This window comes from Peribacillus sp. FSL P2-0133 (assembly GCF_037975445.1).
GTDB classification, from domain to species: Bacteria; Bacillota; Bacilli; order Bacillales; family DSM-1321; genus Peribacillus; species Peribacillus simplex_E.
The window spans coordinates 2,924,914-2,946,596 of the sequence record NZ_CP150254.1; the positions used below are offsets into that span (position 1 = coordinate 2,924,914).

Genomic DNA, 21,683 nt, shown 5'->3' on the forward strand with positions numbered 1-21,683 from the left:
GCACCTCCATCATTCGCATACAATTACAAATTTTACAAATATATTAATTTTCATTTGCACAGTCTCTTATACCCATATAGCAAACTGTATAAACCTTTTATTTTAAAAAACTAGTTCGTTGGAATTATATTGAATAAATGGTATAAAAAAACCACCTCATGTTAATTGAGGTAGTTGAAAGATTTTTAAAAGATGAATTAAAACCCAATATTTTTAGCAATCAGGGTTTTTACGGTTTCATCTGTCCCTGTAAAGAAAGTTGTTAAAGGAATGTCCCGGTGACGCTGGGCAATTTTATCGTCTCCTATATTTCCGTAGCCATCATGTAATTGCATGCACTTATCGGATATTCGCTTAGACATTTCCGTTATCCAATATTTGGCCATCGATACTTCAGCTATGATATTCTCCCCAGTCATATGTTTACAGATCAAACCATCAACAAACGTTCCTCCCAGATGAATATCTGTCGCTATTTCAGCAATGGTAAACTGTGCATTTTTAAATTTACTTATTTTCTTATCAAATGCTTTTCGTCCACTTATAAAATTCATCGTTAAGTGAAGCATATCTTTCGCTGCCATTAATGACCCAATCGCACACATTAGTCTTTCCTGCTGCAGTTTTTGCATGATATATGAGAGACCCTTCCCTTCCTCCCCAAGAAGGTTGCCAACAGGAACTGAAGCATCATCGAAAAATAGTTCGGCTGTGTCTGAGCATCCCTGTCCTGTTTTACCAAGCTTTCTTCCCCTTGAAAATCCTGGTGTATCTTTATCAATGAGCAGCAAACTGATTCCGCACTGGGAAGGAACAGCATTAAGATCAGTTTTGCATGCCACTATCATGAAGTCAGCTTTAAAGCCATTTGTGACAAACGTTTTGGCTCCATTGACAATATAATACCCATCTTTTTGGATCGCTGTGGTTTGAATATCCCCTAATTCCGAGCCCATTCCCGGCTCTGTCAATGCAAAAGCTGAAATCAATTCACCAGTAATGAACTTTGGTAAATATCTTTGTTTCTGATCTATTGTTCCGAATGAGGCAATATAAGGGGCTACAATATCAGAATGAATGGATATTCCTCTTAACGCTGATCCAACCATTTCCAATTCCTCTGCCAGTACAACTGAATATCCAAAATCTGCTCCTATTCCTCCGATTTCCACATCAAGCCATGGACATAAAAAACCATTATCTCCAATCTTTCTCCAAAATGAGCGAGGTATTCCCCCCTCCTTTTCCCATTGATCATAAAAGGGGACAGCCTCCTTGGCGAGAAATTCACGAATTGATTGTTTAAATAATAAGTGTTCTTCCGTTAGGAAGGAACGAGAATCATCTTTATTGATTGCCATCGTGCTAACCATGGGTTAACCTCCATTCTCTAACGATTTTATACTAATAATCCACTAACATGCTCAAGTTAAATACCTCGATGTAAACGGTTACAACCACAAATATCAAACTGTTAAAATGACCCACAATATTCTTGTTCAACAAAAGTATTGAATTCCCTTTTATAAATCAATTTTTTACCATTTTAAATCTTGTTTGTTTATTACTTAACTGCTTGGAATATGGGTTTATCATATATTCTGTCGAGGTTATTTTTGGAATACACTTGGTATTCATTTAACAAAATTCCTGTTATAATTGCATACTAAAATGGGTGCTTTAACAAGGGCTGTTAACTCATTAAACCATCTAAAGGTTGTCAATATCTTTGTTTTTTCTCCTCTACTTATTAACCAGTACCCCTGGCCCTCCCTGCAGTGTCATAGCTTTTGTATGTTATATGATATCTAATTCCCAACCAACCTCCAACATGTTTCTACAAGTAGAGGGCGGACAGTTTTCTTCACGAAATCATGTCCCGCGTACCCGTACGTCCTGCCTAGGCTACTGATATATTAGAATTTTTTTTATAAAAAGAATCCCACATAATCTCCATTCGTTTATATTTGAAGCTTGAAATAAATCCAAGTATCCTCTCAAGCTCATTTAAGAGTGTTTTGCATTTTACCCGTAGCACTTATCTATGTAAAAACAGAAGCGAAAGTATATAACCTAAACTTTTCATAAAGCAAAAAATACTCTGGAGAATATCTCATCCCAGAGTATTTTTTTACGCAATACTACTTTTTCATTTAGCCGCCTCTTTTCCTTATCCGGTTTAAAAGCAGTAAACTTTGGAAGCAGCAATTTGAATTTCTTCCCCTGTATGTGGGTTTCTAGTTTGGTCTGCTCGGTCGTACACTTCAAATGTACCAAATCTAATCAAATTACAACTCATAAAAGTAAGGACTCGAGATTTATTACACTATCTTGGCTCTTTAACAAGCACGTTAATAAACTTTATTATGGCCTTGCACCAATTACTGTGGTCCAGCCGCTATATACCTTCGCCTTCTATAATGTATATTCTCTATTCCTTCACAAACTTTAATGTTGGATTTTTCCATTAATGACAACACACTTCCCATTTGTAGGTTGCTTTATCATCCTTCCATCCTTGATGTATACAGTGTAAGTATTATTGACTTTAGCATCTAATCTTGCTAAATCTCCCGTTCTTGCTATGATATTTTTGACAGCTTCCCTCTTCAGATTATCCATGACTTTCTTTTTCCATTGTTCCCGTTTGTTTTTTTTCTTATTTTCATCAACCATCAGGATCCCATCCTTTTTGTTTGATTTATGTCTTCTCCGATAATAGTGTATTATATTTTTATCATCTTGTTACCTTTATGCTTTTCCTAATTGAGTCTTTTTTTATTTTATAATGTAACAGGTAAGTAAAGAGGAAATTAATAAAATGGCTCACGCTAGTGATATCAAGAAATGAACACACATAAAAACAGGATGCAACTGAATGTTGCACCCTGCTTGAAAAAGGGGTTTGCTTCATTTCGAATCAGCATAAATTCTCTGCGATAAACACCTCATCTACATTAGAGTAAATACCGGTATCTGACTAGAGTTTACCATCCAAAGCAACCATCCCCTATATCTTAAAAGTTTTATCAACTTTCAAAGCATAATTGACAATTATTGAATGAGTTTTCTGCTTTTACGTGCAAGCGAACCATCCCCTTGCTCGAAACGATTTTTTAATGAAGCCTTTCAGTAGTTAAGTTAAACGTCTTTAACTGACACCTCATTTACTATGATAAGAATCATACGTAAATCACTAGCCCCTTCTTCTTTATTTATTATGACCATCTGCTGGTAAAATATAATTGGTTATTTATGGATATCAATAATTGTTTAAATCAAGTTATTCATGGTAGTTTAAGTACAAATCATTCGCAATCTCAATGGCATAACAAATGCTTAGTTCCCTAACCATCCTTTTTATAAAAAAGTAGCGGAATTAAGCTAAACGACACAGATAAAATCTACACTAAGATCGACGTTCTCCGTGGAAAGGGCGGAAATGCGCAAAAATAAAAAGGCCGGCAGTCGTTAGTTTTCACAAACTTTCTGCACACCCCCTTGCATTCCTACTGCATAATTAATAAAGAAACGACAAAGCGAAAAACTCGCCTTGTCCATACCTCAAAGCATTATGAAGACTTCATTTGGATTATTGTGCATTAGACTCTGAACGATATTCGTCTATAATCGCTTGTACCTCCGAATCAGCTGGCACATTTGTGACGTCGTAGAGGAATCCATCGGATTCGACTAACGTCATTTTGCCGTCAACAACTTCAAAAGTCAAATCCAGGCGGCCCAAATAATGTTCTTGTTCTCCGCCGGCTTGAGTAATTGGCACCATCACCTCCCCGTTGAATTCGTATTCGGGCGTTTGGATGACCTTGTGTGTATCTGCTCCGATTACCGCTGAAACTCCTGGAACCTGAGCCAACTTGTGGTCTTCAGTATTTCCGGCATGCGAAAGGACAATATTAATGTCCGACTTTTCACTCACTTCAGGAAGCAACTCATTCAACGCCTCAACCGGTTCGATGAAATCGAGGTCTGCAACATCATTCCAACCGCGAATTTCCGGCTTCATCGAAGTAAGGCCGATCATGCCGACTTTAACGCCATTGAAAGTAAAACTCTTCCAAGGCTTGACATTCTGAATGTACTTTCCTGTTTCCCTGTCAATGACATTACCAGTAAGGATGGGGAAATTGACGTTGCGGTGGTAATTCTTTAACTGTTCATAACGGCTGTCCTGTGTTCCCTCTCCGGCAGGGTAAACGCGGAAGTCGTTGTTTCCGAGAACCATTGCATCATAGCCCAAAGCTTTCAAAAGAGACGTCTCCAACTCTCCTTGACCCGCCTGAAACTCGCCGCGCAGGAAGACATCCCCGCCATCGACGAGAAGCAGATTCTCCTCTTCATTGCGCACATTTTCAATGATGGTGGCATACTTCGCAATAGAATTGTGATGAATGGTTCCATCATCCAGCGTGACGATGTCATCCAAATGACCATGAAAGTCATTCGTCTGGAGAATGGTGAGTTCAAACTTCTCTCCCTCCTTGAGCTTTTCCTCCGCAGCTGCTGTTACGGGCTTTCCGACAAAAGCAGCAGCCATCGCCAGCGAAAAGCAGCCCGTCAATAAATTCATTACCATTTTATTCATACTATTTCCTCCAAGCAATTACACTAAAAAATGGTAAAACAAGTTATTTAGTTTCCAGTCTTTTCGTTTTTCTCAAGTGCGACTAATTTAGTTTTTTCTTCAGAGTTAGATTTTTCTTCTTTGTCATTACTGATCAAATCATTTGTTGCTTTTTTAAATTCATTTAAAGTTTTCCCGAAAGATCTTCCGATTTCTGGTAATTTAGAAGGACCAAAAATGATTAACGCTATGACTAGAATGAGAATTAGGCCAGGAATTCCGATACTAGATAACAATCTTCTCACCTCCTAAACCATGATGGTTTGTTCGTACTCAAAAATGCGATCATTACTTATAAAATTGGCATACCATGACGCTCTAAAGCTGCTGCTTCTAATATAGACATGCCTTGTTCATCTGCAAATGCAGTAAGTTTTTCCGAAACAACAGGAGCAAGACTTGCTGGCGGCAGAGCCTGGTTCATAGCTCGTCTACGGGTTGAATTTCTGCGTGCAAATGGTCCCCAAATCGCAAAGGTGATACCTGGTGTTTGCATATTTACAAAGAAAGTATTTCCATCTGGAGAAAATGTAGGGCCAGCAAATTCAGAACCGTTCATCATATTTTCAGCGAAAGTATAAATATTTCCTTCAGGAGTTAATCCGACAATACGATCATTACCGCCACCATCTTCGGCGATCCATAAATCTCCCCAAGGAGTGATTGTAATGTTATCTGGTGCTTCTAAATCATTTTTATCCGTAGACTCATAAAATAGTTCTAAGGTGTTTGTCGCTGGCGTGTAGCGATAAACACGGCCAAGGCGTGCTGAACCTGCACTTGTATCATCAAACCATAAAGTACCTTCAGAAAAATAAGCCCCTTCTAAGCGGCTAAACTGAATACAGCCTTTTTCCTTAGCGTCTTGCTGTGCGATTTCAGGATTTAATTTTTTCCAAACAATCCCGAATTTTTGTCTAGTACTAAATTGACTTGCAGCAGCAGCTGGTAATTCATCAATCGCTGCGGCTTCAAGTGTACCGCCCTTTTGCAGAGAACCTAGTTTTTGACTTCGGTCATGTGGTGTAAAACGGTACAAGAAGCTTGGACTTGCGTCTTCCGTTAAATACCAAATCCCTGTTGAAGGGTCAACATGCCCAGCTTCATGGGAGAAATAGCCCATATCACGGATCGGTGTTCTTGACATTTCGTTTTCAGGATCAAGCGGATTTACTTCAAATACAAAGCCATGTCCCATATCACGAGTTTCTTCCATTGTTAACCAGGTACCCCAAGTCGTAGCTCCACCCGCACAGTTACGGATTGTACCTGAACTTGATACATACTGATCAATGACTTTATTATTTTGTCCAACGATTAATGTGGTTGTGCCGCCCGCAGCACCAGCGCTCCAAGGTTTTTTTCCGTTTACAGGGTAATCAGAATTTGTCCCATTTTCATGGTTTCTTACAAGAATGGTTGTACCCTTCTCCCCTTTATAGGCAGCCATTCCATCGTGAGCAGAAGGGACAAGATCACCATTAGGCATGACATCACCAGTTCGTGAAAGCATTTTGTAATGAAATCCGCTTGGCAGATCAAGAACTCCATTTGGATCCTTTACTAGCGGGCCATATCCACCAAAACCGCTTGTTGGATTGCTAGATTCCACTGCAAATCCTTTTGTAGCTCCCGCAAGAGAAAATACCCCAGTTGAACCAAGTGTTAATGCTAGAGTGCTCATTCCACCAACTTTTAAGAAATTACGTCTGTTTAAACCACTATTTCTAGATATCATTAACATTACCTCCAAATTTTTTTTGAGGGATGCTATATTCCTTATAGCAAACTCTACCCTCAAAATTAACAGACCTTTTTAAATACTCTGTTAATACCATGTGATTTTATTCCTTTGCATGAAAAATAAGCCAGAAGTCACAGTTTGTACGAAAAAAATGGAGGTTATTACCACATTTGCAGCATGCATAAGGTGGAAATTGATGGTATGAGTCCAAAGTGAAGAAAAAACTAAGGATTTTGTCATAAAAAGATTGATGCAGATTATTAAAGCTTATTAATAGTTTGTAAATAATCCACTATGACAAACTTGTTAACCTGATTATTTTACTTAACATTAGAACTCTATTATTGACAAGGAATTGCTTCTTTTCATTTCAATTTTTAATCCACATTTTGTATGAGTAAGCTACAGAAGCACGCTACCTCTAGCTCAACATGGAATTTTTTTCAATGTAAGTTAAAAAAGCAGGTAAAACGAAGCGCGAGGCTATAGAAACTAAAAGCAGGTATTATGACTGGAGAATACAGCAATCCTTCGATTCAATTAAGGATTATATTAAAAGTGGCTGTACGAGATCCATAGGTTTGAGAAGATTACACAGGTAAATGAAAGGAGACTTATTGTAGAGTTTCCGATTCATAAGAGCACATATAGTTTTATTTAAAGATGCATAAAAAAACACCCCAGTCTTAATACGGATGAATCTCCCCCACCTGAGCAATAATTTAATACGAATATGGCCTAAAAAAAGAGTTGACACGAAACTTGTACCTAACTTAAAGTATAGCTTATACAACAAAAAGTTTCCTTGAGGAAACTTTTTAGAAGGGGGTCAAGTAATGTCTGAAGAGAAAAAGGTTTCCCGCAGAGATATTTTAAAGATGGGGACTGCAGGTGCGTTTGGAATAGCTGGATCTTATTACTTAAATAAAATGACACAAATTCCAACGGTGGCTCAGGCTTCCAATGATTCGTCTCATAAGAAGGGCAATCATTCCAATCATGCAAATATGAGTGATAAGACAATAACAACCGGTTATAAAATGGCTGAACGACTCCTTACTGAGTTTGATTACGGAAAAGTTACCAAGTTGCCAAATGGCCAAACACTCCGGGAATATGAAGTCGTGGCAATTGATAAGGAAATCGAAATTGCCAAAGGAATTAAATTCCCAGGCTGGACTTATAACGGAACTATTCCAGGACCAACTTTTCGATGTACCGAGGGGGACCTTTTGCGGTTTAACTTTATTAATGAGGGCAGCCATCCCCACTCTATCCATTTTCACGGAATCCACCCTCCTGAGATGGACGGTTTAACTTCCATTTATCCTGGACAAAGATTCACGTACGAATTTGAAGCGAAACCCTACGGTTTGCAAATTTACCATTGCCATGTACTCCCTCTAGCCCGCCATATCCATAAAGGCTTATACGGTAATTTTATTATTGATCCAAAGAAGCCAAGAGAACCGGCATTAGAGTTAAACATGGTTATGAATGGATATGACTTGGATTTAGACGGCGAAAACGAGTTTTATACGGTAAATGGCTATGCCTTCGCATTTATGAATCACCCTATTAAAATCAAAAAAGATCAACTCGTAAGAATTTATCTAAGTAATTTAACAGAATTTGACTTATTAAATTCGTTTCACTTGCATGCGAATTACTTTACGTATTATCCAACAGGCAGAAACGATAACCCCTCCCAGTTCACAGATACCATTATGCAATGCCAGGGAGAGCGTGGAATTATTGAAGTTCGGTTTCCATACAAGGGAATATATATGTTTCATGCCCATGTAAGTGAATTTGCTGAGTTAGGCTGGATGGGATTCTTTGAGGTCGAGTAAAAAAGGAGGGATAATATGAAGGGCAAATGGTTAATTACTGTTTTAATACCGTTAGTATTACTTATAGGGGTGCTAGGATGGGTGCTAAAGAATGGTGCAGGTGTAGAAAAAGATCCCGCAGCACCGATTGAAGTCTTGAACATTGAACGCATCAAGGTAACTAAAATCGGTTTCGAATTATTTGTTAGTAATACCGGACCCAAACCTTTAACGATTTCTCAAGTGATGGTTAATGATTCAGTGTGGAATTTCAATGTCGCTCCTCAAGCAAAACTTGAACGATTTGATGAGGGAAAGGTGACCATCTCTTACCCATGGGTGGAAGGTGATCCACATACCATTAAGTTAATCACAGAGAATGGGATTATCACGGAAGGTGAAGTGGCAGCTGCCACACTCACTCCGGAAACCACCTGGAGCAACTTTCTTAATTACGGCTTAATCGGCTTTTACGTTGGTATTGTCCCGATTACATTGGGGCTGTTGTGGTATCCCTTTATGAAACGCTTCTCACGAAAATCCATAAATGGGATTCTTGCCCTTACCGTTGGGCTCCTTTTATTCTTATTTGTTGGGACTCTGGCTGATGGATTTGAAATTGGTGCAGAAGCACCTTCTGTCTTTCAGGGAAATATGGTTGTCATTATTGCGGCTTCCTTAACGTTCTTATTATTGATCGGATTTGATCAGTATCAACAAAGAAAACAAGAAAAGAAAGGATATTCTCCTTTTGGTCTGGCTTTGTTGATGGCTACCGGCATAGGGCTTCATAACTTTGGAGAAGGTTTGGCAATTGGTTCTTCCTTTGCACTAGGTGAAGCTGCTTTAGGAACTTTTTTAATTATCGGGTTTACCCTGCACAACATTACGGAAGGGATTGGAATCGCTGCTCCTTTATTAAAGACCACACCTCGATTTAGAGACTTTTTATTATTGGGAGTTATCGCAGGTGCACCCGCCATTGTAGGTACTTGGGTTGGCGGATTCATCTTCTCACCAATTTGGGGAGCTTTGTTCCTTGGTATTGGTGCAGGGGCAATTCTTCAAGTAATTTATGTAATAACGAAAATGCTCATTGAAGATCATAGAAAACATAATGAAGAATCTGTTTCATGGTTAAACCTCTCGGGATTCGCGATTGGACTATTAATCATGTACTTTACTGCATTTTTTGTGAAATTTTAAGGGATGCCTTAATCTTGTTTGGACGCATAAACAATTCGAACTTGGTAGAGCTGTGGGTTCAACATTGAAGAGGAAAGAAACGGTAATTAAAATAAATCTAGATTTAAAAAAACTTGATAAGAAAATGGATTCAAACGATTTTATTTACTGAGGTTATTCTAAAAATGAGCTAAAGGAATTACAAAATTTAATTACTTGGGGGAAGCATTATGTTTCAAAGTATAGGTATACCAGGTTTAATTTTAATACTTGTCATTGCCTTGATAATTTTTGGACCTAAAAAGCTGCCGGAAATCGGTAGAGCCTTTGGACGTACTTTAACTGAATTCAAGAGTGCTACCAAGGGATTAGTAAATGATGAAGATAAGGATGAAGGGGAAAATCCTGAGTTAACGACTGTTGAAAAGAAGCAGGATAAATCAACAGTTTCATAAGGAATGGATAGGCGAGGCAACTCGTCTTTTTATTTTTCATTTTAAAAGGATACATCCACCCATGAAAACAATGAAATAAATCTTATTGAACATTTGGAGAACTTGGTCCACGTTACTTAATGAATAGTATGGATTTGTGGGGTTTAATGCTAGCATCCTTATTTGATTGATAAAGATCACATAGGACTTCTCAGTATTGCAACCTATTGGTATAACAATTTAAAAAAATAAAAGCCAGTATCTAAAAAAAGAACTGGCAACTTTCTCTATTACATTCTTTTTGCTCCTAAATATCTTTTCTTCCAATAACTATTATCCATAGAGGAAATGCTTACACCATTTGATGAGGAGCTGTGTATGAATTGATTACCACCGATATAAACACCAGCATGTGAGGCACCAGGTTTATAGGTTTCATAAAAGACCAAATCTCCAACTTGTGGTTTGGACACCTTTGTCCCCTTTTTATAAATTTCAGATACCGTTCTTGGTAAAGTGACATCTGCACCTTTATCGAAAACGTATTTTAGGAATCCACTGCAATCAAAACCTTTTGGTGTAGTTCCACCCCATACATACCGTACATTCAAATGTTTTTTTGCTTCTTTCACTATCGCAGAAGATTTATTGCTTGCTTTATTCACATTAGCTACGTTGGATGTCTGCTTTTTTACACCCAATGCTCTATATGTATTCGGACCTACAATGCCATCAGCTTTTAAGCCTTTACTTTTTTGGAACTTTACAACTGCACTTTTAGTAACCGTCCCAAAATATGTAGTTGTATTCTTACTCTTAAAATATTCTTTTTTCTTTAGAACCTCTTGTAATTGCTTTACTTCGGTATGGGTCATTCCACTTTTTAATGTACGATCGCCCAATGCAGCATTACTAACCAACGGATTTGATAGTAACAATCCAGACACGACAAAAGATGCTATAATTTTTTTCATTTTCTCCCCCGATAAAATCCTTTTTTTTGATTTTATCAGCTTTAAGTGACAAACATATTTACCTAATTTTACATTATGATTACAAATTTATGCATAAAGTGTGCAAAAAATACAAAATGCCTAAAATACCCCTAAAATTCTTTTTCTTTTTTCTTTTGACTACCAACAAAGCCGTAAAAAATTGAAAGTATAATCCCCATAATTTTAGCTCTCCTAATAAAATTCATTAATTTAAAGTTACCATATAACAGAGCCAGTTTTAAATTAACAAACAAAAAAGTTCGTAAAAGTGTACTTTTACGAACATGTTTTTCCTTGTTTTACTAACCTTATTTTTATGGAATATTGTATTAATGGGGCAGTATCTATCTTTTAAATGAGTATTGGTATCTAGCTCCCCTGGACAGAACATGCTTGCGTTTACTTATTAATCACACCGATATTTCTTTTGATATGTGTTTTGAAGCGTTGGGAACTTTTCGGGTTTCATAATTAATCATATCCGAAGAATACACCGTGATGTTCACAATTCCTCCTTGTGTTGTAGCTCGGATTAGGATAGGTTGATTGTACTTGTTTTTAAAGCTAAAATCAGGACCATCCCAGCTTACTGTAGCATCCCGACCAGATGGAACATAAGGAACGCTCCTAGTATGGGAATAGCGTTGAATTGTTTGCAATCCTGCATTGTCGATAGCATTAAACAGCGTGGATGACACCTGACAGATCCCTCCACCAATCCCTTCAGAAAACTCTCCTTCGACTATGACCCGAGCAAGCATATATCCTTTGTCTCCTGTCCTCTTGCCAACGGCTTGGTTAAAAGAAAACTTCTCTCCTGGAAACACGACATAATTATTAATGGCTTTTGTAGCAAGCAAGATATTATTTGAACGATTTTTATTGTTCTGATTAAAATAGGTTCTATATTCACCTATTTTTTTCACACGAATCTGAGCAAGCAATTCGATGTCAACTTTTGGATAAATAGCAAGCAAAGGCACTTCCAATTTGTATGCTTTACTATTATTCAAAAAGGAATAAAATTGCTCATTAAACGCCTGATGGTAAAGCTTATAACCTACCCGGCCAGGTAGAATATTACCATATTTATCGATAGTGGCATTTACAGGTTTTTGGTACACTTGGCGGTCTAGTTTTTCGATAAACCGATTGTATTTATCCAAGTCCATCATAGGAACATTTAGTATGGGCATAGTAACATCAGCACGGTTGACAGTGGCGATGGTTTGTCCATGTTGAGTTACCGATAAGCTTTCAGAGATATTCACTTGTTGAACGAATAGTAAAATTCCGGCAATCCATGTTAATCTCAATTGAATGCACCCCCACACTAATATAGTTAGGATTAATCATTTCAATATCTAACTTACCAAATCCTATTTTATGTCTTCATGGAGCGAATCCTGATCAATAAACCAACGATCAGTCAAACTTTCCCTTCGGATCATAAAATGCATAACCTTTTTTTCTTTGCCTTCTCTCTTCTTATAAATAGCTACTTGAACGGGTACATCCACGAGAAATAGCCCATTTAGTTGTTCCGGCGGTTGTCTTAAAGGGTCATCAACTCCAAAATATGTAATATCTTTAACAAGTTTATTGACACGATTAGAATGTCCCGGATTTGATAAGGTCATTGCTAATAATTTCTGATCTCCTTGATTAACGGCAATGGTAAAAATGCGTATAAGTTCATAGGGACTTACCGTTTGTATATAATCATCAAGCTTACCAGCCGCTTTCAATACCATTAATTTATGAGAAAGATCTTCGTTTTTCAAACGATGCGTAATGCTTCCAGAGAAATGAACACAGAAATGACCCGAAAAACCATTTTGAAGAGCACCGGCACCATGTGGCATTCCGTGCATAGATGCAGCAATCATTTGATTATTGATCAATACAATAATGGCTCTTCTATTCCAACTCCATTTATTATTATAAATTTTCTTCATGATTTGAGTATCTTCTTTGGTTAGTGGCTGTACATCGGCATGATGGCTGCCTGCTCTTCGCTGTACCTTAAATGATAAACCAGTTTCAATATCAATAATGGTGAAATTAGTTTTATTAGGAATAATGTTGTTCACAATCTCCCAAGGTAACATTTCAATTTTAAAGCTTATGGGTCCTTCTTCATCTTCCCATTCCACTGCATAGACCGAGTGATCGACCATTAAGACAAGTATAAAAATAGCGATAATTACTTGATTAAATTTATTGTTTTTCATTTGGTTTCTCCCGCATTTTTTTCTTATTATTTCAGAACTTTATCAGTTGAATACCTTTGAATATTTGGAAATTAAACTCCTCCTTGTTCATTCATGTTCGAAACACAAGGTTTTGGGGAATCAGCTATAAAGGCTTAATAATGCTCAGTCATATTCGTGTTGATGGTCCAATAATCCCTAATCTGAATAACTTGGAAACTGCACAAGAGCGGCGGCGATCATGGATATGTTGGCTTCTGCTGTATATGAAAATTCCGACTTTAATTGGTCGGGCTTCTTTTGGCATAAAAACTCATTAAGGAACCCATCAAAAAAACCCCTTGGCGGCCAAGGGGTTTTCTCCGTTTATGCATTGAAACAAAGTTTGTTCCTTAATGAACTTACCCACCTTTAATTGAACGCGAGTGCAGTGTATGTAGTAAATTAAGTTCTCATTATATGTAATCGATGTCGAAATGAGGGGATATTAATTCCATGCTTTGTAAATCCCATTCAAAGGTAAGTATAGCTGATTGTTTTGATTTATGTGTTAGGAGGGGTACACCATTTTTTATGATCATGCTTTCTGCATCCCAAAAACGGACAGTTTCGTCTTCACCAGTACGATTACAGACAATTACAGGCAGTCCTGTTTCTAATGACCTTTGTTCCCATTCTCCCTCTGGACCATGTAATCCTGGACCCCAGGAAGACGGTGCAATTAATATTTTTGCTCCTTTTTCAAATAAGTTGTTAGCAATATCTTTGGTATATGCGTCAGCACATATCATAATACCAACCTCAACATTGTCTGTTTTTATTGGCTCTATTACATCTCCCGAAGCTGACCAATCATCAATAACACTGATTTTTCTCTGTTTACCTAATAAATGACCGCTTTTATCTATGACAAGCACAGAATTATACAACTCTCCGTTACTGCCTTTTTCAGGGCAACCCAAAAATACAGTGCTTTTCAAATTCTTTAGTTTACGGCTCAAATTACTCATCCAAGCATCAGGTTGCCTGTTAATCCATTCAGTGCCAATCTTATGATTGAATTGAAGTCCGCTGACACATAGTTCGGGTGTTATAATCCATTCGGCATTATTATTTGATGCTATTTGAATGGCTTGTTCAATTAGTTTTTGGTTATACTCCACATCACCAGCAATAGGCAATAGGTGTAATAAAGCTATTTTTATTTTTCCCATAGTGATCTCCCAAATATCAACTTATTTTAATGGCCATGCTTGTAATGATTGTAGCATAGACATTGATTGGCTTGTTCAACTAATCTCCCTCGATAGATTTTGCCATTCGCTGATGTAGAATATATCACCCATTTACCACTAAATACTCCGTTGCAGGGTCTGTTTGTTGTATCATCAAGAAATTGAAGTGGAAGGGGTAGAGATGAGGGATTTTGGACGTTAAACAGGAGTTTATACTTATACTTATTTCTATTTCAGGTGTTTTTAGTGTTTTTAGTGTTGTTATGTTAATTAGTAAGTGAAAAACATAAAAAGGGCACTTCCTCGTACAAGGAAGCGCTTCCATGTTATATTAAGCTATTGGACTTTCATTATAGCATGAGTCACCCTTCAAATAACAGGAATTAATGATAAATTTTAGTTATTTATATTATATTTTTACATTTGAAAAAGACTTGGGTAGAAGTACTTTTCTCCTTTTGCATTAATGGAGTCACGGGAAAACTACTCCAATTTAATTCAGTATCATCAAAAGACCGTCCAGTTTTTTTAAATCGGACGGTCTTACGAATAATAGAATGAAATTAATAATATCCTTCGTGAGGGAAAATGTTCATTTAGCTGTACCAGCTTTATTTATCACTTCCTTCGCTGCCTGCAATGCGGATTCATAATCTGGGTGATCCGTGACTTCCGGTACGTATTCCACATACTTCATAGTTCCTTCTTGATTTATTACAAATACTGCCCTGCATTCCAGTCGATGATCTTTTATATACGTTCCATATGCAGTACCGAATGACAAATCAAAATGGTCGGAAAGAATGGTTATAGCATCCACATTACTCTCTTTACACCATCTTGCTTGAGCAAAGGGAAGGTCTGCGCTGATTGCCAACACTGCTACATCATCACCCATTTTGCTTACTTCTTCATTTAAGAGCTTTGTTTGTAAATCACATACACCCGTATCAAGCGAAGGAACAGTCGTGATTATGCATGTCTTATTTTTATAGTCTGTTAAATGTGCTTTACGGCGGTCGTTTGTTAATAGTGAAAAGTCAGGGGCCTTATCCCCTACTTCTAGTTCAGGACCAATTAAGGTCACTGGATTACCGCCTAAAGTCACTACACCAGTACGCTCATGTGCCAAATTGACCCCTCCAACTCCCTTACTAATTCACTAGCTTCCTCGGTAGGTGCTATAACCTCCTTGAGCAACAAGCAGAGGAACATGATAATGTTCTTCATTACTTCTTATTCCAAAACGCAGTGGGACCTTATTTAAAAATGGCCTTATATAAGGATCATTCGCTCCATCATTGAAATATTCCCCAACATAAAAGACAAGCTCATACTCCCCTGGTTTGAGATGATCCCCTTGAAGTAGCGGATCATCCACTCTTCCATCTTTGTTTGTACAGACTTCTTTAATGAAAGAATGGTCTCCCTGTTCTCCTATGGCCCAAAGTTCTATCTTCATCCCTTTTGCCGGCAGGCCTTTAGACAGGTCTAAAACATGTGTGGTCAGCTTACTATCCATTATCGGGAAACCCCTACAGTTGAATCTGCTGCCTTTTTTTGTTTAACGTCTTCTTGTGTAACGACAAAGCCTTGGAAGCCAAACGGAGGACGAGGTTCCTGATAAACACTTCCTTCTGAATTTGGAATAGTATCTACAACCGTTTCCCAGGTACGATTATTGGTTTTAAATTGAACATTCGCCAGCTGAGGGAAACGTTCCAGAATCCTGATGCCAATATGATAAATGAGCTGCTGAATCGAACGGTTATTCAGTTCATGGAACACTGTGTTTGCAATATCACTAATTTGTTCTGCTGCTACATATTTTTCTGGATTTGCTCCAGTGGCATCCTCCCAGCGGCTATATTCCCAATCGAAATCCAAGTAGATAAATAGTGGACGATCTTGAGCTTCAGGCAGTGTGGTGTATTCATCTTGAATAAATCCATAAAAAGAGCTTCCTTTAACCTTGATTAACTGGACATCAACTATTCCACTTGAATGCTTAACGATTTTGCTTCCGGTAGGTGTCCTTTTCACTTCGATTGTAGTGGTAGCCCTCTCATTTCTGGAACATCGAAACACAACATCACTATTTTCATGTCCTTCCCCTTTTGGAACAAGTACATGATCGAAGGGAACTTCATTTGCTGTCAATTCTACTGCATCTATGTGGCTATACTTATCAAGGAAAACTTCACATAAGAACTTTAAAAATCCTTCCGCCGTATTTCCTTGATAATTGGCGGCCTGGCGATGAATGATGTTTTTCATGGAATCCGTTGCAATCACTAAGCTATTATCTCCTTCCGTAAAAGAAGATAAGAAAGCTTCCCCTTTCAGAGAAATCCGGCAATTAAATCCAAAAATAGTGTTATCTCTTTCTGTGAAACCTGATTCCGGTATTTTCCTCAAACCTGTAAGAGGCTGCACAAAAGTCCTATATACAAATACATCCCCTTTACCGTAATACATCGTTCTGTTTTCATTTTGAACTGTCATATTATTCCTCCTCCTATTTAATAAAATCAGATAACCTGTGGGTAGCAATTAAGTGGATTTGCTTGATCGCTTCCTTAAGTTCATTTGCCTGATCCAAAACAATCCTTCTTTTCATCTCTGCCTTTATCAACGTTTTATCGCTGCCACGGACAGCAAATATGAACGGAAATCCAAACTTTTCTTTATACTGATTATTTAACGCATGAAATTCTTCATATTCATCCGGAGAAAGCGAATTCAAACCTGCTGCGGATTGTTCTTTAACTGATGCTTCAGCCATATCAATCCGGGCTGCTAAGTCCGGGTGAGACTTGATTAATTGGAGCTGTTCCGATAATGAGGCATTCTGCACAACTATTTCCATTTTCTCTTTTAGGTCCTCTAAGGAAATGAATGGCTTGTAATCCCATGAACGCTCTGCTATCCATGGAGAATCTTCATATACCCATCCTAACTTTTGGATGAATTCCTCCTTGTTCAACTCATTTATGCTATTAAGGTCAGATATCAATACGGGCCCTCCCTTCTTCCGATTATTTTTACAATTCAAAACATTCTTAACTTAATTGAATTATATACGTGTGTTTATTTATAGGTCATTAGCTGAAAAAGCTAATATTTTTCCAAACACTTTGTGCTCACCGCACTCACCTATAAAGAACAGGCTATCCTTATAGCTTATTTTCAGTTGCCAATATTCAAAAAATTAGTTAAATTAGAGAAAAAAGCCACAGCGAAGGGGACCTATCATGCATTTAACGATGACTGATGCATTAAAATTACCACAGATAAAACAATGCCAAGTGGTAGCTGGCATTCAGGGACTTTATAGAGAAATAGAATCCATCAATAGCTTTGATGCTCCTGATGTGCTTTCCTGGTTGAAGCCAAATGAATTGATTCTAACAACAGGATACTTATTTCAAGATAATCCGCAACAATTGGACCAATTCGTAATCGAATTAGCAAAAATGAATTGTTCAGGACTGTTCATCAAACTTGAAGAAATTCCACAAACTACTATCAGCATCGCCAATATGGCCAATTTGCCCATTCTCAAAATCCCCCCTGAGTTTTCGCTATCAGATATCATGTCTCCCCTACTTCGTGAAATTGTAACGAGACAGAATGAACAAAAAGAGTCGAGTTATAGTATTGAAGATATTTCAGGAGTTGGTGCTGAAAATATAAGTTACGGGATTTTAGGGATGACGGAGGTCAAATCCAGCTTCCCTCAAATTACTGGAGGATACATATGTACTGTTTTACCTTTAACGCTGCAATGGAATCAAAGGAATGATTCCATTACTTATAAACAGCTTATCAAGACAATTGAAACATTAACCGAGCAATATAAAATCGATAAGCTCATAAGGAATATCAAGGGCAGTCTAGTCATCATTTATCTGGAAACCATCCCCCTAGGGAACACCCACTTTTATTCACAAGTCACCCAGATAAGCCAACAAATTATCTCCACTTTATCTAAACACCTGCCAATGAAACTTATGCTGGGAGTCGGTAACTATCATACAGGTATTAATAACCTAGCTAATAGCTTACAGGAAGCTTTACAATCTATTGATTTGGGAAAACGATTGAACCCAGGAAAGGAAATTTACAGCTACAAAGAATTAATAACATTTAAAATTTTGCAGTATGCTCCAAAAAATGTACTCATGGATATTGTTACAGGTAATTTAGCACCGCTGAAGGACTATGACGATGAAACCCAGTCTGACCTTATCAAAACCTTGGAGGCATTTTTGGAATGCAATCTTCGACCTGCTGAAACGGCCAGAAAAATGGGGGTACATCGAAACACTATCCATTTTCGAATAAAAAGCATAAAAAAACTATTAGGAATGGACTTAAGCAATGATGATCTGTTCACTTTAAAACTTGCACTATATGCCAAACGACTACTGGATAACCGATAAGAAATAGTCCATACCATATGAAAAACTGCCAGAGAAACCTAATTCCCTGGCAGTTTTTTTCTAAGTTCAGTAACACTTGATTCCCGATTCCTTCAAATACTGCTTCCTTTACCTAGTCATGTAATAATAACTTCGCAGCTTTTATACTAAACTGCAATTTAAAAGCAATATCCCTCGATTTTAAATCAACTCCCAATAAGTCCTCAACTCTAGACAAACGGAACTTTACAGTATTTCGATGAACAAACAAAGCTCGTGCCGCATCTTCTATTCTCCCTCTAGAAAATAGATATGTTTCTAGCGTTTTTAACAACTCCCCCTCATTTTCCCTATCATATACAATAATCGGTTGAATCATGGATAGCACGTATTGAGTTATTGCATCCTTAGGGATTTGATTTATTAAATCTTCAACTTCAATGCTTGCGTAATCATTGATATTAGTCGGGTTGACCCTCGAGCCAAGTTGAATAGCCTTTTTAGCTTCAATAAACCCTTCTTTCAAATTGTAGATTTCTTTTTTTACCTTGCTTAACCCCATGGATAGTGAAGTGCCAGGATTATCTTCGGATATAAGACCTTCTAAAACGCCGGCAATTCTTTGAGCCTGCAGAAGTAGGTGTTCATCAGTCACCATTCCTTTTCCTTGTAGGATAATCAATTGACCATCGAAGTTGATATTCCAATACTTAAAATCTTTTTTTTCCGTTTGGTTTAATTTCTCCAACATTCTACCAATTGGAAAGAATGAATCCCCTTCTTTTTTCGTTTCATTTATTAAGAGAAGAATATATGGCCTATCGGGATTAAAGCCAAATTCCTGTAATTGGGGGATAAAAGATGAACTCCTATTTTCCCCTTTCAAAAGAGAATGAAAAACTTTAAAACTTCCTTTTTCATTGTTTTTCACTTTCTCCTTATTAACAAGTTCATGTGTAAAGCTGAATAATAAGTCGGATAAAGGCATTTCATAGGGAATCTCCAGTAATGGGAAATTGTACTTGTTCGCTTCTTCTACCATTCCAGGAGGAATCGTAGAAAGAAACCTCTTAATCTTGATAGCTAATCCAGCACTTCCTCTTTTCGACAATTCCCTAACAAGATTGATTTGAGCATTCAGGTCATCTTTAAACACATAACCAGTTGTCAGTAGGAGTTCCCCTCGTTTAATCCATGATATATCCGGATGATCCATTATACTTACTGAATTAATTACCCGAGCTAACCCTTGATTCCCTCCAATAACTTCCACTTGGTTTAGGGCAGGAAGCTTCAAAGCTTTTTCGATCGTTAAATACATATTTCTCCCCCTATTCCTCTTAATTATAAACAGGATGTAATTAAAATAATATTCATATTTTTCCAAAAAATAGTCTTGATTTAGCATTATGGCGGTGATAATATAAAAACATCTTAATTTTGTAAATGCTGTTTCTTAATAAGCAACGATAAAACCGACCATAAGGAAGCGTTTACAAATTCACAAGGAGGCGATTTCATTAAATCCACATAATTGGAAAGCTCTTACTAATTAAAAGGGGGCAATCATGGAAAATTTGAGCAAAGTAAACACGCTATTGTTAGGTTTACAGCATGTTTGTGTAATGTATGGAGGAGCGGTAGCTGTTCCACTAATCGTCGGTCCTGCAATCGGCTTGACACAAGAACAAATCATATACCTGATCTCGTTTGATTTACTCGCCTGTGGGATAGTCACCTTGCTTCAAGTTATTGGCGGTAAAGGATTTGGTATAAGATTACCGGCCTTAATGGCTGTTTCTTTTATCGTGGTTGAGCCAGTAATAGCTATAGGAACAGTCCATAGTATAACCGGGGTTTTAGGCGCAGTTATGGTATCTGGAGTAATTGTTGCTATTTTATCAGGAGTAATTGGTAAATTAATCCCCTTTTTCCCACCAATTGTTGCAGGGTCCGTCATTTTAATTATAGGCGTGTCATTAATGCCAGTTGCCATGAAAAATGCAGCGGGTGGAAGCGGTTCCCCCACCTTTGGAGATCCTATGAATCTAATGCTAGCTTGTTTTACACTACTGTGTTTCCTTCTGTTGAATACACTTACTAAAGGTTTCTCGAAAGCGGTTTCAGTGCTTTTTGCCATGGTTCTTGGTACTATATTGGCTGGTTTCTTAGGTATGGTCGATACCTCTGGCTTTACAGAGGCCAGCTGGTTTACAATGGTGACTCCTTTCTATTTTGGGGTACCCACCTTCGACTTCTCATCTATTATCACTATGACAATCATATCTTTAATCATTGCTGTTGAAAGCATAGGCGTCTTTTTGACACTCGGGGAAGTATGCGGGAAGGAAATAACCGAAAAAGATGTGGAAAAGGGGCTCCGGGCAGAAGGAATAGGGAGCTTCATAAGTGGCATCTTCAACTCTTTTAACCATTCTACCTTCTCACAAAATGTCGGCTTGGTCCTGCTGACAAAGATAACTCAGCGCTCGGTAGTAGTCACGGCAGGTTGTATTCTAATCACTCTAGCTTTTGTGCCTAAGGTTGCCGGTCTTACGACGATGATCCCTTTACCCGTTCTGGGTGGGGCTATGATACCAATGTTTGGAATGCTTCTATCTGCAGCTTTGGGAATGGTAGCCAAAGCTGATTTAAGCAAACCTTCCAATCAATTGACGATTGCACTTGGAATAGGAGTCGGTCTAGCAATCAAGGGGGTCCCAGAAGCATTCGATAAATTCCCTGAAACAGTCCAATTAATATGTGGAAATGGAGTAGTAATGGGTACAATAACTCTAGTTGTGCTAAATGCCATCCTGAATGGAAAATCAAATCCATCTATTACACACCATCATTCCATACCCGATATTCAACCAAGTATGAGCCAGAACATTAATATACACCCTTAGAAAGTAGCGGACAAGGCAATTCTCTAAGGGTGTCTGGTTGGCTAGATTCTCCAACACTTTTAATTAT

The 21,683-nt window shown here is 37.8% G+C and carries 19 protein-coding genes and 1 pseudogene; 5 read left to right on the forward strand and 15 right to left on the reverse strand.

Annotated features, from left to right (window positions below; translation table 11 throughout):
- Positions 1-197: 197 nt before the first annotated feature.
- The 6 genes and pseudogenes from MKY17_RS14005 to MKY17_RS14030 all read right to left on the reverse strand — a co-directional run bounded on the left by MKY17_RS14005 (position 198) and on the right by MKY17_RS14030 (position 6,383).
- Positions 198-1,373 (reverse strand): acyl-CoA dehydrogenase family protein, encoded by a 1,176-nt coding sequence (locus MKY17_RS14005; protein WP_339200086.1) that lies wholly within the window; start codon positions 1,371-1,373, stop codon positions 198-200.
- An 806-nt stretch (positions 1,374-2,179) separates the two neighbouring features.
- Positions 2,180-2,287: pseudogene (locus MKY17_RS14010) on the reverse strand (HU family DNA-binding protein); the annotation flags it as partial.
- Between the two features lie 161 nt (positions 2,288-2,448).
- The gene (locus MKY17_RS14015; protein ID WP_098373278.1) at positions 2,449-2,676 is read right to left on the reverse strand and encodes a hypothetical protein; all 228 of its coding nucleotides are present in this window, start codon (positions 2,674-2,676) and stop codon (positions 2,449-2,451) included.
- Between the two features lie 916 nt (positions 2,677-3,592).
- Entirely contained in the window at positions 3,593-4,606 is a 1,014-nt protein-coding gene (locus MKY17_RS14020; RefSeq protein WP_286177215.1) for a metallophosphoesterase, read from the reverse strand.
- Between the two features lie 47 nt (positions 4,607-4,653).
- Positions 4,654-4,881: a twin-arginine translocase TatA/TatE family subunit gene (tatA, locus tag MKY17_RS14025; protein WP_339200087.1), complete on the reverse strand. Its 228-nt coding sequence runs from the start codon at positions 4,879-4,881 to the stop codon at positions 4,654-4,656.
- Between the two features lie 56 nt (positions 4,882-4,937).
- The gene (locus MKY17_RS14030; RefSeq protein WP_098373276.1) at positions 4,938-6,383 is read right to left on the reverse strand and encodes an alkaline phosphatase PhoX; all 1,446 of its coding nucleotides are present in this window, start codon (positions 6,381-6,383) and stop codon (positions 4,938-4,940) included.
- 842 nt (positions 6,384-7,225) lie between these two features.
- Here MKY17_RS14030 and MKY17_RS14035 point away from each other — a divergent pair.
- The 3 genes from MKY17_RS14035 to MKY17_RS14045 all read left to right on the forward strand — a co-directional run bounded on the left by MKY17_RS14035 (position 7,226) and on the right by MKY17_RS14045 (position 9,861).
- Entirely contained in the window at positions 7,226-8,242 is a 1,017-nt protein-coding gene (locus MKY17_RS14035; RefSeq protein ID WP_098373275.1) for a multicopper oxidase domain-containing protein, read from the forward strand.
- 15 nt (positions 8,243-8,257) lie between these two features.
- Complete coding sequence (locus MKY17_RS14040; protein ID WP_144529597.1) at positions 8,258-9,427, forward strand: ZIP family metal transporter; 1,170 nt, start codon at positions 8,258-8,260, stop codon at positions 9,425-9,427.
- Between the two features lie 209 nt (positions 9,428-9,636).
- Positions 9,637-9,861 (forward strand): twin-arginine translocase TatA/TatE family subunit, encoded by a 225-nt coding sequence (locus tag MKY17_RS14045; RefSeq protein WP_179891178.1) that lies wholly within the window; start codon positions 9,637-9,639, stop codon positions 9,859-9,861.
- A gap of 269 nt (positions 9,862-10,130) precedes the next feature.
- Here the strand turns inward: MKY17_RS14045 and MKY17_RS14050 are convergent, their stop codons facing one another.
- From MKY17_RS14050 to uraD, 8 genes are all read right to left on the reverse strand, one after another.
- The gene (locus MKY17_RS14050) at positions 10,131-10,814 is read right to left on the reverse strand and encodes an NlpC/P60 family protein (RefSeq protein ID WP_339200088.1); all 684 of its coding nucleotides are present in this window, start codon (positions 10,812-10,814) and stop codon (positions 10,131-10,133) included.
- 431 nt (positions 10,815-11,245) lie between these two features.
- Positions 11,246-12,151: a VanW family protein gene (locus MKY17_RS14055; protein WP_260398188.1), complete on the reverse strand. Its 906-nt coding sequence runs from the start codon at positions 12,149-12,151 to the stop codon at positions 11,246-11,248.
- A gap of 63 nt (positions 12,152-12,214) precedes the next feature.
- Complete coding sequence (locus tag MKY17_RS14060) at positions 12,215-13,069, reverse strand: hypothetical protein (protein WP_339200089.1); 855 nt, start codon at positions 13,067-13,069, stop codon at positions 12,215-12,217.
- 434 nt (positions 13,070-13,503) lie between these two features.
- Positions 13,504-14,262 (reverse strand): carbon-nitrogen hydrolase family protein, encoded by a 759-nt coding sequence (locus MKY17_RS14065; RefSeq protein ID WP_339200090.1) that lies wholly within the window; start codon positions 14,260-14,262, stop codon positions 13,504-13,506.
- 613 nt (positions 14,263-14,875) lie between these two features.
- Positions 14,876-15,415 (reverse strand): thiol peroxidase, encoded by a 540-nt coding sequence (gene tpx, locus MKY17_RS14070; protein WP_339200091.1) that lies wholly within the window; start codon positions 15,413-15,415, stop codon positions 14,876-14,878.
- A gap of 30 nt (positions 15,416-15,445) precedes the next feature.
- On the reverse strand, positions 15,446-15,805 hold the full coding sequence (uraH, locus tag MKY17_RS14075) for a hydroxyisourate hydrolase (RefSeq protein ID WP_185151546.1): 360 nt from the start codon (positions 15,803-15,805) through the stop codon (positions 15,446-15,448).
- The gene (gene pucL, locus MKY17_RS14080) at positions 15,805-16,788 is read right to left on the reverse strand and encodes a factor-independent urate hydroxylase (protein WP_339200092.1); all 984 of its coding nucleotides are present in this window, start codon (positions 16,786-16,788) and stop codon (positions 15,805-15,807) included. Before pucL ends, uraH begins: the two co-directional genes overlap by 1 nt.
- 13 nt (positions 16,789-16,801) lie before the next feature.
- Positions 16,802-17,299: a 2-oxo-4-hydroxy-4-carboxy-5-ureidoimidazoline decarboxylase gene (gene uraD / locus MKY17_RS14085; RefSeq protein WP_339200093.1), complete on the reverse strand. Its 498-nt coding sequence runs from the start codon at positions 17,297-17,299 to the stop codon at positions 16,802-16,804.
- A 238-nt stretch (positions 17,300-17,537) separates the two neighbouring features.
- On the opposite strand from uraD, the gene MKY17_RS14090 reads away from it, so the two are divergent.
- Positions 17,538-18,728 carry a PucR family transcriptional regulator ligand-binding domain-containing protein gene (locus MKY17_RS14090; RefSeq protein WP_339200094.1) on the forward strand — a complete coding sequence of 397 codons (1,191 nt, stop codon included), beginning with the start codon at positions 17,538-17,540 and terminating at the stop codon, positions 18,726-18,728.
- A gap of 112 nt (positions 18,729-18,840) precedes the next feature.
- Here MKY17_RS14090 and MKY17_RS14095 read toward each other — a convergent pair whose 3' ends face one another.
- Entirely contained in the window at positions 18,841-20,028 is a 1,188-nt protein-coding gene (locus MKY17_RS14095) for a PucR family transcriptional regulator (RefSeq protein WP_339200095.1), read from the reverse strand.
- A gap of 247 nt (positions 20,029-20,275) precedes the next feature.
- Between MKY17_RS14095 and MKY17_RS14100 the strand changes: the two genes are divergently transcribed.
- Positions 20,276-21,616: a nucleobase:cation symporter-2 family protein gene (locus MKY17_RS14100; protein ID WP_339200096.1), complete on the forward strand. Its 1,341-nt coding sequence runs from the start codon at positions 20,276-20,278 to the stop codon at positions 21,614-21,616.
- Positions 21,617-21,683: the final 67 nt, after the last annotated feature.

Bases quoted from the DNA above. Each gene is read 5' to 3' on its own strand.
- MKY17_RS14005 (WP_339200086.1), bottom strand. From the start codon at position 1,373: ATGGTTAGCACGATGGCAATCAATAAAGATGATTCTCGTTCCTTCCTA.
- MKY17_RS14015 (WP_098373278.1), bottom strand. From the start codon at position 2,676: ATGGTTGATGAAAATAAGAAAAAAAACAAACGGGAACAATGGAAAAAG.
- MKY17_RS14020 (WP_286177215.1), bottom strand. From the start codon at position 4,606: ATGAATAAAATGGTAATGAATTTATTGACGGGCTGCTTTTCGCTGGCG.
- MKY17_RS14030 (WP_098373276.1), bottom strand. From the start codon at position 6,383: ATGATATCTAGAAATAGTGGTTTAAACAGACGTAATTTCTTAAAAGTT.
- MKY17_RS14035 (WP_098373275.1), top strand. From the start codon at position 7,226: ATGTCTGAAGAGAAAAAGGTTTCCCGCAGAGATATTTTAAAGATGGGG.
- MKY17_RS14040 (WP_144529597.1), top strand. From the start codon at position 8,258: ATGAAGGGCAAATGGTTAATTACTGTTTTAATACCGTTAGTATTACTT.
- MKY17_RS14045 (WP_179891178.1), top strand. From the start codon at position 9,637: ATGTTTCAAAGTATAGGTATACCAGGTTTAATTTTAATACTTGTCATT.
- MKY17_RS14050 (WP_339200088.1), bottom strand. From the start codon at position 10,814: ATGAAAAAAATTATAGCATCTTTTGTCGTGTCTGGATTGTTACTATCA.
- MKY17_RS14060 (WP_339200089.1), bottom strand. From the start codon at position 13,069: ATGAAAAACAATAAATTTAATCAAGTAATTATCGCTATTTTTATACTT.
- MKY17_RS14065 (WP_339200090.1), bottom strand. From the start codon at position 14,262: ATGGGAAAAATAAAAATAGCTTTATTACACCTATTGCCTATTGCTGGT.
- uraH (WP_185151546.1), bottom strand. From the start codon at position 15,805: ATGGATAGTAAGCTGACCACACATGTTTTAGACCTGTCTAAAGGCCTG.
- pucL (WP_339200092.1), bottom strand. From the start codon at position 16,788: ATGACAGTTCAAAATGAAAACAGAACGATGTATTACGGTAAAGGGGAT.
- MKY17_RS14090 (WP_339200094.1), top strand. From the start codon at position 17,538: ATGCATTTAACGATGACTGATGCATTAAAATTACCACAGATAAAACAA.
- MKY17_RS14095 (WP_339200095.1), bottom strand. From the start codon at position 20,028: ATGTATTTAACGATCGAAAAAGCTTTGAAGCTTCCTGCCCTAAACCAA.
- MKY17_RS14100 (WP_339200096.1), top strand. From the start codon at position 20,276: ATGGAAAATTTGAGCAAAGTAAACACGCTATTGTTAGGTTTACAGCAT.